Genomic DNA, 13,670 nt, shown 5'->3' with positions numbered 1-13,670 from the left:
CTTACGTCGTGGGCGGGTTGGGGTGCTGCCGGGCGGGCGACGTGCCGTCGGGCATGCGGGTCAGGCGTTCGCGGTCAGGGCGAACTCACGGGCCACCAGCGCGTAGGACAGCGCACGCGCGGTGGCGTCGGGGATCAACGTGGTGAGCATCAGTTCGTCGGCCCCGGTGCGGAGCTGAAGGTCCGTCAGTCCCGCGCGGACGGCGTCGGGGGTGCCGTGGACGACGCCGTTCAGCCATCCACCGACGAACTCCCGTTCCTCGGGCGTGTACGGGTAGCGCTCGGCGGCATGCGCGGAGGGGAGGGCGGACTGCTTCCCCTGCCGGGCCCGCATCATCATCAGAGCTCCCGGCCGGGCCATACTCAGCGCCTCCGCCGCGGTCGGCGCGCAGGTGGCGTTGACCGACACCATCACGTAGGGCTCGGGTTGCGACGCGGAGGGGCGGAAGGTGCTCCGGTACACGTCGATCGCCTTCAGTGCCTGGCCGGGGTTGATGTGGAAGGCGGCGGCGAAGGGCAGTCCGAGGCGGGCGGCCGTCTCCGCTCCCGTCGTCCCCGAGCCGAGGGCCCAGACCGGGACGCCGGGCGCCTTCGGCACCACGTGCACGTGATCGCGGGCGTACGGGTGGTCCGCGGGGAAGCTGTCGTTGAGGAATCCGAGCAGCTCCTCCACCTGGCGGGGGAAGTCGCCGCCGTCCTGCGACCCGGCTCCGTCCCCGGCCCCGTCCTCGGTGCGGCGGCCCCGGCGCAGGGCCTGTTCGACGGCGGGAAGACCGCCGGGGTTGCGCCCGACGCCCAGGTCGATCCGCCCCGGGTGGAAGGCGTTCAGGACGCCGAACTGCTCGGCGACCACCAGCGGCGCGTGGTTGGTCAGCATCACGCCACCGGAGCCGAGCCTGATCGTGCCGGTGAGCCTGGCCAGGTGGGCGAGCAGGACCGCGGGAGCGGGGCTCGCGGACGCGGGGAAGCTGTGGTGCTCCGCGACCCAGAAGCGCCGGTATCCCCAGCGTTCCGCGGCCAGCGCGAGCGAGGCGGTCTGCCGGAGGGCGGCTGCCGGATCGCTCCCCTCCCCCATGACCGTCAGGTCGAGGACGGACAGCGGGATGCCGCCTCGACCGGTGTCCGGGCCCAGGCCGCTCGTGGATGTCGTGAGGTTCATGCGCCGCTCCGTCGTGCTGCACCGGACACTTAATCGGACCCTGGAGTCCGCTTAACGGAGAGCATAAACGGACCCATGGGTCCGGTCAAACGGGGCCCTGGTCAGCGGCGTGCGAGGTGCCGGGTCGAGGGGCACGTGGCGTGCCGCGTCCCGGGGCGCGACGGGCCCGGACGCCACGCGGGCACAATGGGGGCGTGAGAACCACGGAGGTGAGCGCGGTGGCCGCCGAACCCGATCCGCCCTCGCGGCGCGCCGATGCCCGACGCAACCACGAGCGCGTCTTCGCCGCGGCACTGGAGGTCTTCCAGGAGTCCGGCCTGCACGGCACCGTGCCGCAGGTCGCCGAGCGCGCCGGCGTCGGCAAGGCCACGGTCTACCGCAGCTACCCGGCCAAGGAGGACCTGGTCGAGGCGATCGTGGCCCAGCGGCTCGGCGAGCTGGACCGGCGCACGGCGCCCGCGCTGGCCAGGACCGACCCTTACGAGAGGTTCAGCGCCTACGTGACCTCCCTCTTCGAGGGCCTGGCCGGCGACCGGCTGCTGTCGGAGGCGCTCGCCACCGGGCAGTTCAGGCGGACCTCGGGACTTCTGTCAGGACTGTCGGCGCTGATGGACGCCGCCAAGGGCCCCGGGCAGGTGCGCGCGGACGCCACCGAACTCGACCTGCGCGTGATGCTCTGCGGCATGATCCTGCAGCTCATGACGAACGGCGACCGCGATCCCGCACTCTGGCGCCGCTACGGCGAACTCACCCTCCGCGCCCTGCGCCCCTGATCGGGCGACGCACGCCGGCCGCGCCGCCCGTCAGGCCCGGCCGGGTGAGGGTGAGGGTGCGGGACGGCTCTCAGGGGGCTCGGGGCTGGTGAGGGGGGCGACGCGCAGGAGTCGTGCCGCCCACCGCGGCATCCACCAGTTGGCGCGGCCGAAGAGGGCGACGAGGGCGGGGGCGAGGACGCCCCGGATGACCGTCGCGTCGAGGATGATGCCGGCGGCCAGGCCGGTGGACAGGATCTTGACGTCCGTCTGCGGGACTCCGCCGAGCGCGACGAAGGCCAGGCAGAGGATCAGCGCGCCGGACGTGACGAGCCGGCCGGTGTGGCCGATGCCGGAGACGACCGCGTCGTCGGTCGAAAGGCCCTTCCCGTACTCCTCGTTGATCCTGCTCAGGATGAACACCTCGTAGTCCATGGACAGTCCGAAGAGCAGGGCGAACACGGCCAGCGGCACCCACAGGGTGACGGCACCGGTCGCCGGGGTGCCGAACAGCGCCGAGGTCGCGTGGCCCTCCTGCCAGACGAAGGTGAGCACGCCGAACGCGGCCGCCAGCGACAGCACGTTCAGCAGCAGGGCCTTGACCGGCAGCCACAGCGAGCGCAGGGCACGCGCGAGCAGCAGCACGGTGAGCACCACGATGACCGCGGCGATGATCACCAGGTTGCGGCCGTACAGGGCATCGATGAAGTCGGCGTCCTGGGCCGGGGATCCCCCGACGCGCGAGCCGGGCACACCGGCCACGGACTGCCGGATCCGGCCGAGCGCGTCCTTGCCCGCGCCGCTGGAGGCGTCGGCGGGCGACCAGGCGTCGACGACCTTCAGGCCACCGCGTCGCCAGGCCGCCGGCGCCGTCGCACTCGTCCCTTCCGGAGCGATGTACGCGCCGTCGGCGGGCATCAGCACCTCGGTCGGCCGCAGCACCCCGGCACCGATCCCGGACGTGTCCAGGGCCTCGAATCCTGACCGGGCGTCAGCGGAGGCGGTCGAGGCGGTGGCCCTGGCCTGCGGCTCGCCCAGGGTCAGGCCCGCGACGGGCGCGATGAGCAGTCCCAGCAGGGCCAGGGAACCGGCCGCGGCGATCACACGGTGGGCGACCACCCAGCGCGCGATGGCCGTCCACATGCGGCTGACGGTGGAGGCGGGCCTTCTGCGCGGCCATTCCAGCCGGGGTCCGACGGCGTCCAGGATCACCGGCAGCAACGTGGTCGTGACGCCGATGCTGAACAGGGGGATGAGCAGGCCGGCCAGGCCGATGCTGCGCAGGAAGGGCACCGTCGTCAGAGCCAGGGCGGCCAGGCTGACGGCCACGGTGATGCCCGAGAAGACCACCGAACTACCCGCGGTGGCGGCCGCGGCGACGACCGCTTCCCGGTTGGCCGCACGCGCCTGCGCGTTCCGTGTCCCGCCGCCGCGGAGCGGCCCTGACGGGGAGGTGGACGCTCGCTCCTCGCGCCAGCGGGTGACCACCAGCAGGGCGTAGTCGATGGCCACACCGAGTCCGACCAGGGCGACGATGTTCTGCACCAGCGTCGACATGGTCGTCACGTACGTCAGGGCGTAGATCACCACGAACGCGCTGGGGATCGCGACGGCCGCGATCAGCATCGGCAGCAGGGCCAGCAGCGACCCGAACACGACGGCCAGCACCACCAGGGCCGCCACGCCGGCGAACAGCGTCTCCACCAGGACGCTGTTGCCGCTGCTTGAGCCACCGGACGCCAGCACGGAGGCGCCGGTGACATGCACCGGCGTGCCGGCCACCCGCACCCCCGCGAGCGCCCGGGTCATCGCCGGAACGGCCTTGCTGTACGGGTCGGAAGAGGTGAAGTCGGGGATCGGATAGAAGAGGGCGAACGTGGTGCGGCCGTCGGCGGACACGAAGCCGCGGTCCTTGGTGAGCGGGTAGGAGGCGGTGCGCGCGCCGGGCAGGGCCTGCGCGGCCTTCCCGAAAGCGCCGGCGAGTTCGCCGTCCACCCCCGGCGAGTCGACGGTCCGGCCACTCGGCAGCCGCACCACGGCGACCAGTGGAGGGTTGTCCCCGCCGGAACCGAAGTGCGAGACGATCGCGGCGTTCGTCTCGAAGGCCGGCTGGCCGGGCAGATCGAACCTGAACGTGAGCCTGCCGCCGGACTGGCCGGCGGCGACGCCGCCGGCGAGCGCCGCCACCAGCCACACGGCGATCACGAGCCAGCGGTGCCGCACCGACCACCGGGCCACCCTGGCGGTGCCGCGGTGAGCAACTGATTCACTCACTGAACGATCCATGATCCGCAGGCTACCCTGCTCGTCATGAGGTACTCCACATGACCGAGCACGCCGGTGACCGGAGGACCGGCACCGGCACCGGCACCGGCACCGGCACCCGCGACATCCTCCTGGCCCTGCGCCGCTACGCGATCGGTTCGACCCGGCTGGCCCATGTGTTCGCCTCCGCCCAGGGATTGCAGGTCAGCGACTTCCAGGCGCTGCTGGCGATCATCGGCGCCGCCGACGGCGGAGCGCCGTTGACACCCCGAACCCTCCGGCAGCGGCTCGGGCTGTCGGCGGGCGGCACCAGCTATGTCATCGACCGGCTCGAAGCCGCGGGCCACGTACGGCGCGTGCGGGACGACCCCGGCGATCAGCGCGTGGTGAGCCTGCGCCACACCGACCGGGCCCGTGCGGTCGCCGGGGCCTTCTTCGCGCCGCTGAGCACGCAGACCCGCGACGCGCTGGAGTCCTGCAGTGCCGCGGAGCTCCGTACCGCCCTGCGCGTGATCACCGCCGTCACCGAGAGCCTCGAAGCCCACCTGGCCGAGCTGGACCCACCGGGAGCGGCCGGCGCCGGCCCGGACGCCGCCCCGCCCGCGCACTGACCCTCACAACCCCCGGGTGACGACCGCGAGTACCGCGTCGAGGGCACGGCGCACTTCGGGGGCGGGCATGTGCTGCAGCGGTCCGTCGACGAGCAGGCCGGCGAAACCGTGGACGCTCGACCACGCCGCGTACTCCGCTCCGTCGCGGCGGGCGCGCGGCAGGGCACCGGTGTCGACGAGGTCGTCGAGTGCCGCGTTCAACTGCCGGAACGGGTGATCGGCGGGCAGTTGAGGCACCTCACCCTGCCGGGGGGCGGTGCCCTCGCCCGCACCGCTGAAGGCGGTGCGGAACCAGCCCGGCTCGGTGCGGGCGAAATCCACGTAGGCCCGTCCCAGTGCGTCCAGTCGCGCCCACGCCCGTCGCGCGCCGGGCGGTCCGGTCACCGCCTCCGTGCGCTCCCGCATCAGGGCGCCGAGTTCGTCCATGCACCGTGCGGCGACGGCCGCGACCAGGTCGTGGTGATCGGCGTAGTGCCGGTAGGCGGCGTTGTGGGAGACGCCGGCCTGCCGGCTGACCTCGCGCAGCCCGATGGCGTCCGGGCCGCCGGCCCTGGCCAGCGCGAGTCCGGCCTCGACCAGCGCCTGGGGCAGGTTGCCGTGGTGGTACCCCTGCTTGCCGTCCTGCTTGCCGTCCTGCTTGCCGTCCTGCTTGCCGTCCATGGGTGCGCTCCTCGTCCCGGGCCGATGTTGACGCTGTCCATTTTAGGTGGAACAGTGGCATATGTACCCATTGTCAACATGCTGCGGAGGCGACCGTGTCCTCCCCGCGCACCGTCCGCCCGTCCCTCGTCCTCGCGGTGGCCTGCCTGGCCGCGTTCACCATCAACCTGGACACCACGATCGTGAACGTCGCGCTGCCGTCGGTGAGTCGCGAGCTGCACGCGAGCACCAGGAATCTCCAGTGGATCGTCGACGGCTACAACCTGGCCTTCGCGTCCCTGGTCCTGGTCGCCGGCTCCCTGGGCGACCGCTTCGGCAGGCGGCCGGCCCTCCTGTGCGGCCTGGGCGGCTTCGCGCTCGCCAGCGCGGCCGCCGCGGCCGTCTCCGACCCGAGCGGGCTGATCGCCCTGCGGTTCGCCATGGGCGCGTGTGCGGCGGTCATCTTCCCGACGACGCTGTCCGTGATCGCCAACGCCTTCCCCGTCCGGCGCGAGCGGGCCCAGGCCATCGGCCTGTGGGGCGCGGTCACCGGACTGGGCGTGGCGGTGGGCCCGGTGTGCGGAGGGCTGCTGCTGGCCCACTTCGGCTGGGTGTCGGTGTTTCTCGCGCTGGTCCCGGTCAGCCTGGTGGCGCTCGTGGCGGCCTGGCGGGTCGTGCCGGAGTCCCGCAGCCCCGAGGACGCCCGGCTGGATCCGCCCGGCCTGCTGACGTCGTCCGCGGCGGTCGGCCTGCTCGTCTACACGATCATCGAGGCACCCACCCGCGGCTGGACCGCGCCGCAGACGGCCGCGGGCTTCGCCGGTACCGCCGGTCTGGCGGCGGCCTTCGTCCTCGTCGAGCGCCGGCGTGCCCGGCCGATGATCGACGTCTCGCTGTTCCGCACGCCCGCGTTCTCGGCCGCCAGCGGATCGGTGACCATCGCCTTCTTCGCGCTCTTCGGGTTCATCTTCCTGGTCACCCAGTACTTCCAGTTCATCCGCGGATACGGGACGCTCTCCACCGGCGTGCGCATCCTGCCGGTGGCGCTGTGCATCGCCGTCGGATCGGTGGCCGGGGTCACCCTGGTCAAGCGCGTCGGCACGCGCGCGGTCGTCGTGAGCGGATTGCTGCTGCTCGGCTGCGCCTACGGATGGATCGCCCTGTCCCCCGCCTTCCTCGGCTACTCCGCCGTCGTCGGGCAGATGGTCCTCATGGGGCTCGGGCTGGGCATGACGACGGCGCCCGCCACGGAGTCGATCCTCAGCGTGCTGCCTCCCGCCAAGGCGGGCCTGGGCTCCGCGGTCAACGACGCCACCCGGGAGACCGGCGGAACCCTCGGGGTCGCCGTCCTCGGCAGCATCTTCACGTCGCTGTACACCGGTCATCTCGCCACGACCGGCTTCGCGCACCTGCCCCAGGCGCAGCAGTCCGCGGCACGCGGCTCGGTCGCCGCGGCGCTGGACACGGCACGCGGGTCCCGCAGCCCGGATCTGCTGAGCGCGGTGCAGACCTCCTTCATGCACGGCTTCCATACCGCCTGCGTCGTGGCCGCCGTGATCTGCGCGGCAGGCGCACTCCTCGCGCTCGCCCTGCCGGGCCGCCTTCCGCCGGCCCCCCTCACCGCCCGCGCCGGCGCGGCCGCGACGTCTCCGGCACGTTCCGCCGCGATGCCCAGGGGACAGCGGGGCTGAGCCCGGCGGTGTGCGGGCGAACGCGGCGCATAGGTGCACGCGTACCGGTGAGTGCGTCCCCGTGGGCGCCTACCCGTGAGCGCCTACCCGTGAGCGTCGCCTGTCGGTGAGCGCGTACCGGCGAGCGTGGCCTGTCGAGCCTCGGTGGAGACGGCGGAGGTCAGGACCAGTTGCTCCACGATCGACAGGGCGTGGCGCAGGTCGTGGGAGCGCACCAGGTCGGCGCACTCGTCGGCCCGCCCCCAGCCCGGGCCCGCGAGCAGCACCATCGGTCCGCGGCGTGCCCCCCGGACGCCCCACTGCGTGGAGGCGACCCGCCGGGCCAGCCGGGGGTGAGCGGTGGAGTGGGTCTGGGACCAGAGCACGACAGCCGCGGGACCGATGCGGCGGACCGCGCTCAGCAGGGCGTCGGCGGGCACCGACCCGCCCAACGTGCGCCTGGGGATGCCGCGTTCGGACAGTGCCGCGTCCAGCGCCTCCATCGGGAGCGTGTGCTGTTCGCCGGGCAGACAGCTCAACAGCGCGGGCACCGAGTCGCGGTGGGCGTGCGCGGCCGGCGCGGCCACCGCCCTCAGCGTGCCGGAGACGTGCCAGGCGAGGAGGTGCTCGACTTCCACGTAGCGGTCCTCGGACAGCTCCCATCTGCGGCCGACGGCCCTGAGTGCCGGCACCATCACCTGCTCCCAGGTGAACACCACACCGTTCCGGCGCACGAGTTCGGTCAGGCACTCCTCGATGACCGGGGAGTCCAGCCGCATCGCCGCACGGATCAGTCCGCGCGTCTCCTGCCTCACATCGGGCGGTCGCGAGTCCTTGGCGCGTGGTGCGGTACCGCGGGTGCGAGGCGCGTCCTTCGCCGCCGCATCCCCTGCGCGACGCTTGGCCACGCGCGCCGCCTCGGCCGGGGGAACGCCGGCGGCCGTGAGCCGGCACATGTCCTCGAGAACGGCGACGTCCCTGGGGGCCCATCGACGGTGCCTGCCGTCCGTCCGTTCTTCCGGGCCGACACCGTAGCGGCGATCCCATGTGCGCAGCGTCGTGGGCGAGACGCCCACGTGCCGTGCCAGTGCGCCCGTGGTGACGGCCGCTCGTTCGGCATCCCCACCGGACCGCTGGGCGAGACGTCCGGAATGCCCACTCATGCCCCCATTATACGATTCACGACCGATGCGGTCCCGGGCCGGGGCTGGAGCGCCCCGCCCCCGGGCGTCGGACGGTCGGGACCTCCTGCCCGCCCTGTCCGCCGCCCCTCGGCCGCCCGCTCGGCCGCACACCGCGTACCGGCGTGCGACGTTCACCGAGGACGTGTCCCGTGCGGGCCGTCGCGCCGCGGTGCCGCGTGCGGGACGGAAGAGCCGCCGACGGGCAGGGGCGAATCGACGCACCAACGATGCGACTCGCCCCCTCCCCTCCGGTGTCCGAGGCTGGAGTGGCCAGAGCTCGATGGTTCCGAAGAGACGGAGCACGGTGATGTTGGTCGAGAAGCTGCACGACTCCGGCATTCGAAGTGAGCACGCCTACGCCGCGGCCTTCGCGTCGATCGGCCTGTCGGTCCTGTCCTGGGCGGTGTCCATGCGGGGCGAGGCGGCCGGCGTGGACCGGGCGGACCGCTGGGGCATCTTCGTGGGCGAGTGGGCGCCGACCTTCTTCGGACTCGGTCTCGCGCTCTCCACGTACGAGAAGCCCCGCCGCGACGCGATGACCGTGGACGCCGAACCGTTCGGAGCGTCACGTTGAGCGACGCGGCCGAATCGGTCTGGGACTACCCGCGGCCGCCGGTGGCGCTGGCCTGCCACGACCGCGTCGTCGTGGAGCACTCCGGCGACGTCGTGGCCGACACCACGAGGGCGGTCCGCGTCCTGGAGACGAGTCACCCTCCGGTGTTCTACGTGCCGCGCCAGGACATCCACGTGGAGCTGACCCCTTCGCGGCACACCAGTTGGTGCGAGTGGAAGGGCCGGGCCACCTACTGGCACGTCCACGGCGCGGGTTGGTGGCTCGAAGACGCGGCCTGGAGCTACGCGGATCCGTCACCCGGGTTCGAAACCCTCACGGACCACGTGGCGTTCTACCCGTCGAAGGTGGACCGGTGCACGGTGGACGGAGAGTTGGTGGTCCCGCAGCCCGGCGACTTCTACGGCGGCTGGATCACCTCCCGCGTCACGGGCCCCTTCAAAGGCGCGCCCGGGACGGCCGGTTGGTGACCTCGCGCGTCCGCCGCGCGACGAACGCGGCCCGGGCGTCAGACGTGGGGCGTGGCGGGGACGGCCTGGGCGGCCGTCCACGCGTCCATGCGCTCCCACTGAGAGAGCAGCCACTCGCCGCGCGCGGCATCGCCGCGGGGGATGTCGGCGGCCGCGATCCGCCACCAGTGCACCCGCACCCTGCGCCGCAACGGCAGGAACGACCAGGCCGCGCGCGGGGACGCGATGACGTCGAGCCCGGCGTGGGCGACGAAGACCACGTCGGCGTCGGGGGCGGCGGCCAGCGCCGCCAGGCTCCCGCTGTTCCGGGGCGGCAGCACGTAGTGCAGCCGGGCCGCGCGCGCCGCCCGGCGGTACTCCCCCAGCCTGCGCAGCCTGGCCACGGCACGATGGTGACGGCCGGGGGTGAAGTTGCCGCCCTCGGGGAAGATCACCAGCGCGTCGCCCGACCGCATGCCGGCCGCCAGCGTCGCCACGGCCTGCGGGGCGGTGCCCCGGGCCGGCGGCAGGAAGCAGTGCGGGACGCGGCCGAGCAGCACGTCCAGGCACGGATCGGCACGCAACGCCCCTTTGAGCACGGTGAAGGGCCGCACGTGCGCCTGAGCGAGCAGGATCTGCAGCAGCAGGAACGAATCCCCCAGCCCCGCGTGGCGCATGAGGACGACGAGTGGAACGTCGGGGGCGGTCGGCGGCAGCGCGGGGGTGACCCGCACCTCCAGGTGGAACAGCCGTTCCGCGGCGCGGCGCAGCAGGGTCAGGAGCCGGGCCAGGAGGGCGAAGGCGTGCGTCGTGCGACGTGCCCGCGCCTCCGGTGCCCAGCCGGGGTGGCGCAGGGCGTACGCGGCGGCGGCCAGCACGCCGGCCAGGTCCGCCGTCAGATAGCCGAGGATGAAGGCGGCCATGCGGACCGGGCGCCACGGGCCGCGCGTGACCAGGGACACCGGGGCGGACAGGACGCTCACGGCGACCAGCAGGACGGCTGCCGCCGGGATCAGGGCCAGCAGCACGGCGAGGGTCACCGTCCGGCGCACGAGGGTGCCGGCGGCTTCCCTTGGTGTCGGAGCCAGGCGTGTTGGGCATGGCGGCTCGCCGTCGGTACCCGCGGTGTCGCCGGTGCCGCCTGCCGGACGCTGGGGCGGGACCGCTACGGAAGCGGGGTCCGCGGGGCCGGCATCCGCCCCGGGGCCAGGGTCGCGGCTGGGCTCGCGGGCGGGGCCGGGCTCGTGGTCGGCGTCGGGTCTGCCGTCCCCCGTCTCGGGTTCGACGTTTCCCGCCGGGACCGGTTCGCCGGCGGTGGCGCCCGTCACGAGCGGCCTCCCGTCACGGCGGGGAGCGTCTCCAGGTACCGGGAGGACGCGGCGTAGGCACGTTCGATGCGCTGGGCGGTACGGCCGAAGGCGTTGTGGCGCAACTGGCCGAGACCCGCGGCCGCTTCCCCGGGCGCCGCACCGCTGGGCAGGACGTGCACCGTGACGTGGCCGGGCAGGTCGGCCATGTCGCGGGCGAAGCGGTGCCGCCGGGCGATCTCGAAGGCGACGGCGGCGACCTGCCACGGCAGCCGCGGCGGCGTCAGGGGCTGCTCGATCCGGCCGACCTGCAGCACGTAGATCTCCCGGGCGCCGAGCGCGACCGCGCGCCCCACCGGAATGCTGTTGACCAGGCCACCGTCCACGAAGTGCTCGCCCGCCACGGCGACCGGCGGCAGCAGCCCCGGCACCGCGCACGAGGCCAGCACCGCCTCGTCCAGCGGCCCGCGGGTGAACCAGTGCTCGGCGGCCTGCTCGATACTGGCCGCCACGCACTGGAACGGCACCGCCAGTTCCTCGATCCGGCCCACCGGCAGGTGGGTGTGCAGCAGGTCCAGCAGCGGTGCCGGGGCGTACAGGTGGGTGCGGCTGCGCACCGCGGTGCTCACCCGGTGCATCAGCGACCCGGTGAACACCCCGGCACGGCCCAGGCCCGTCCACAGGTCGATCAGCCGGCCCACCGACGCCGCCGACGGCTCCGCCGCCACCGCGGCGCCGTTGATCGCGCCGACCGACGTCCCCAGCACCATCGCCGGCTGGATCCCCGCGGCGAACAGCGCCTTCAGCATGCCGACTTCGTACGCACCCAACGCCCCGCCACCCCCCAGCACGAACGCCGGACCCGCCACCTCACGCGTCTTGTGCTCCTCCATGCAGGGCGGATTCCCCCCATCCCCTCCCCCAACCTGCCCGCGCCTCAGCCAGGTTCGGCGACCACGGAGGCGGTCGCCGACGGCAGCCGGGAGACTGGTCACCCAGGGAGTGACCTCTACCTGCCTCCGAGGCACGAACGGGCTCTGGACGAGGGATACTTGCCGCTGTGGCGACGTACGACCGCATCGGTGCGACCTACGGCCGGACACGGCGACCGGACTCCCGGATCGCTGCGAGGATCCACGAGGCACTCGGCGACGCCGGCACCGTCGTCAACGTGGGGGCCGGGACGGGTTCCTACGAGCCGCCGAACACGGTGTGGGCGATTGAGCCGAGTTCCGTGATGATCGCCCAGCGGCCCGAGGCATCCGCGCCGGCCCTGGAGGCGTCCGCGGAGTCGATCCCCCTGGCCGACGACTCGGCCGACGCGGTGATGGCACTGCTGACCGTGCACCACTGGAACGACCTGGAAGCCGGTGTCGCGGAGCTCCGTCGGATCGCCCGGCGACGCGTCGTCGTCCTCACCTGGGACCAGACCGTCTTCCGCGGATTCTGGCTGCTGGCGGAATACCTGCCGGAGGTGGCCGCCTTCGACGGCACCCGGGCCGTACCGATCGGCCGGCTGGTCGCGCTGCTGGGAGGAGCCCGCGTCGAGGCGGTCCCGGTTCCGCACGACTGCACCGACGGATTCGGGGCCGCGTTCTGGCGCCGGCCCGAGGCGTACCTCGATCCGCACGTGCGAGCCGGCATCTCGATGCTCGCCCTGACCGGCGAGGACGTCCTCGGTCCGGGCCTGGCCCGGCTGGCCGACGACCTGTCGACGGGCCGGTGGCACGAACGCCATGCCGACCTGCTCCAGCGCGAAGCGCTCGACGTCGGCTACCGGCTTCTCGTGGCCGACCTGTAGGCGGCGCGTCACCGGGCCGGGCAGCGTCCACGACCGTCCATGGCCGGTCCGCGGGCGCGGGCGCGACGTCGGCCCGCGCGAGGCGGGGTGCCGGGCGCCGGGCTGTCAGATCCAGCCGCGCTTCGCGGCCTCCGCCCCCACCTGGAAGCGGGTGTCGAGGCCGAGTCCGGACGCGATCGCCGCGATGCGGCGGGTCACGGTGCGCGCGCTCGTGCCCAGTTGGCGGGCGATCGCCTGGTCCTTGTAGCCGGCCTGGAGCAGTTTGAGCAGCAGCAGATCCTGCGCGCTGGGGCCGTCGGGCGTCTCCGGGGCGACCGCCACGACGGACTGGGCGCGCCGCCAGTAGGTGTCGAACAGTTCGAGGAGCGCGTCGAGCAGCCCCGACCGGTGGACGACCGCGATTCTGTCGTAGCGTCCCGGGACCAGGGCGACCAGCGCGACACGGCGGTCCATGATGCGCAGCCTGAAGGGCAGGGACGGCAGGAGGCGTGCCTGCTCGCCGAGTTGGGCGAGGCGGGTGATCAACTCGAAGCGGTCCGGATGCGCCAGGGCCTCCGGGGTGTAGACCGACCGGATGTCGACGCCGCGACCCAGCAGGTCCATCGTCAGCTCCTCCTCCAACTCGGTGCTGTAGACGCCGAGATAGGGCGGCCGGTCCAGGACCCAGAAGTGGGTGCGCACGGACTGCATGAGTTCGGCGACCCGCAGCGTGATCTCGTCCTCGCCGGTGATCACCTCCACGAGCCCGGTCGGATCCTCCTGCAGCCGGTTGGCGCGGTATTCGCCCGCCAGGTCGTCGACGGTGTCCCACACGGCGGTGAACGCGGCCTCGGTTTCGTTCCGGCGCTTGGCGAGCAGCGCGCTCAGCGCGGTCTGCGGGCTGACCGGACGGTACTGGCCGGGCCGTTCCCTGCGGAGGACGCCCAACTCCACCAGCCTGCCCGCCGCGTGCCGGACGCGGCCCGGGGAGGTGCCCAGGCTCTCGGCGAGCTCGGCGACCGCCCGGTCCGGCTTGGCCAGACAGGCGCGGTACACCCGCTCGTCGAACTCGCTGATCCCCAGGGTGCTCAGCACCGGCTGCCCTCCCTGTGGCCCTCGCCCGGCGAGCGCGCCGGGACGGCCGTGGCGCGATTCGCCAACTGGCGATGTACGACATGAGTCTGATCTAGACATTCCTCGTTCACAAGTTTTCACTCTGAACGTTCACGCCGTCCAAAGGTTCGACTCCGGACAACCCCGGTGCCAGTGACCGGCCGGGCGGCG

Annotated in this window: 13 protein-coding genes and 1 pseudogene; 6 read left to right on the top strand and 8 right to left on the bottom strand. The window is 73.4% G+C overall.

The window, feature by feature from the left end:
- Positions 1-60: 60 nt before the first annotated feature.
- Positions 61-1,158, bottom strand: coding sequence for an LLM class flavin-dependent oxidoreductase (locus BMW99_RS11310; protein WP_069463355.1), 1,098 nt, complete (start codon positions 1,156-1,158; stop codon positions 61-63).
- Positions 1,159-1,352: 194 nt separating this feature from the next.
- On the opposite strand from BMW99_RS11310, the gene BMW99_RS11305 reads away from it, so the two are divergent.
- Positions 1,353-1,931, top strand: coding sequence for a TetR/AcrR family transcriptional regulator (locus BMW99_RS11305; protein WP_069463354.1), 579 nt, complete (start codon positions 1,353-1,355; stop codon positions 1,929-1,931).
- Positions 1,932-1,961: 30 nt separating this feature from the next.
- Here the strand turns inward: BMW99_RS11305 and BMW99_RS11300 are convergent, their stop codons facing one another.
- Entirely contained in the window at positions 1,962-4,196 is a 2,235-nt protein-coding gene (locus BMW99_RS11300; protein WP_079138378.1) for an MMPL family transporter, read from the bottom strand.
- Positions 4,197-4,234: 38 nt separating this feature from the next.
- On the opposite strand from BMW99_RS11300, the gene BMW99_RS11295 reads away from it, so the two are divergent.
- On the top strand, positions 4,235-4,786 hold the full coding sequence (locus tag BMW99_RS11295) for a MarR family winged helix-turn-helix transcriptional regulator (protein WP_075016727.1): 552 nt from the start codon (positions 4,235-4,237) through the stop codon (positions 4,784-4,786).
- Positions 4,787-4,789: 3 nt separating this feature from the next.
- On the opposite strand, the gene BMW99_RS11290 is transcribed toward BMW99_RS11295, so the two are convergent.
- Entirely contained in the window at positions 4,790-5,446 is a 657-nt protein-coding gene (locus tag BMW99_RS11290; RefSeq protein WP_069464415.1) for a TetR/AcrR family transcriptional regulator, read from the bottom strand.
- Positions 5,447-5,541: 95 nt separating this feature from the next.
- Here BMW99_RS11290 and BMW99_RS11285 point away from each other — a divergent pair, with 95 nt between their 5' ends.
- Entirely contained in the window at positions 5,542-7,116 is a 1,575-nt protein-coding gene (locus BMW99_RS11285) for an MFS transporter (protein WP_069464416.1), read from the top strand.
- 83 nt (positions 7,117-7,199) lie between these two features.
- On the opposite strand, the gene BMW99_RS11280 is transcribed toward BMW99_RS11285, so the two are convergent.
- Together BMW99_RS11280 and BMW99_RS42890 are read right to left on the bottom strand one after the other, a co-directional pair.
- Entirely contained in the window at positions 7,200-7,910 is a 711-nt protein-coding gene (locus BMW99_RS11280) for a B12-binding domain-containing protein (protein ID WP_322899699.1), read from the bottom strand.
- Positions 7,911-8,006: 96 nt separating this feature from the next.
- Positions 8,007-8,258: pseudogene (locus BMW99_RS42890) on the bottom strand (MerR family transcriptional regulator); the annotation flags it as partial.
- Positions 8,259-8,586: 328 nt separating this feature from the next.
- Here BMW99_RS42890 and BMW99_RS11275 point away from each other — a divergent pair.
- Complete coding sequence (locus tag BMW99_RS11275) at positions 8,587-8,853, top strand: hypothetical protein (protein WP_069464418.1); 267 nt, start codon at positions 8,587-8,589, stop codon at positions 8,851-8,853.
- Positions 8,850-9,320, top strand: a complete 471-nt coding sequence (locus tag BMW99_RS11270; protein ID WP_069464419.1) for a DUF427 domain-containing protein — start codon at positions 8,850-8,852, stop codon at positions 9,318-9,320. Before BMW99_RS11275 ends, BMW99_RS11270 begins: the two co-directional genes overlap by 4 nt.
- A gap of 38 nt (positions 9,321-9,358) precedes the next feature.
- On the opposite strand, the gene BMW99_RS11265 is transcribed toward BMW99_RS11270, so the two are convergent.
- Positions 9,359-10,339, bottom strand: a complete 981-nt coding sequence (locus BMW99_RS11265) for a 1-acyl-sn-glycerol-3-phosphate acyltransferase (protein ID WP_245791367.1) — start codon at positions 10,337-10,339, stop codon at positions 9,359-9,361.
- A 284-nt stretch (positions 10,340-10,623) separates the two neighbouring features.
- On the bottom strand, positions 10,624-11,499 hold the full coding sequence (locus BMW99_RS11260; RefSeq protein WP_075016725.1) for a patatin-like phospholipase family protein: 876 nt from the start codon (positions 11,497-11,499) through the stop codon (positions 10,624-10,626).
- A gap of 167 nt (positions 11,500-11,666) precedes the next feature.
- On the opposite strand from BMW99_RS11260, the gene BMW99_RS11255 reads away from it, so the two are divergent.
- On the top strand, positions 11,667-12,407 hold the full coding sequence (locus BMW99_RS11255) for a class I SAM-dependent methyltransferase (protein WP_075016724.1): 741 nt from the start codon (positions 11,667-11,669) through the stop codon (positions 12,405-12,407).
- A 105-nt stretch (positions 12,408-12,512) separates the two neighbouring features.
- Here BMW99_RS11255 and BMW99_RS11250 read toward each other — a convergent pair whose 3' ends face one another.
- Positions 12,513-13,481 (bottom strand): helix-turn-helix domain-containing protein, encoded by a 969-nt coding sequence (locus tag BMW99_RS11250; RefSeq protein ID WP_069466880.1) that lies wholly within the window; start codon positions 13,479-13,481, stop codon positions 12,513-12,515.
- Positions 13,482-13,670: the final 189 nt, after the last annotated feature.

The sequence above is a fragment of the Actinacidiphila rubida genome (genome assembly GCF_900110255.1).
GTDB classification, from domain to species: Bacteria; Actinomycetota; Actinomycetes; order Streptomycetales; family Streptomycetaceae; genus Actinacidiphila; species Actinacidiphila rubida.
The sequence above is the reverse complement of the archived record's forward strand: the minus strand, read 5'-3'. Positions and strand labels throughout refer to the sequence as shown.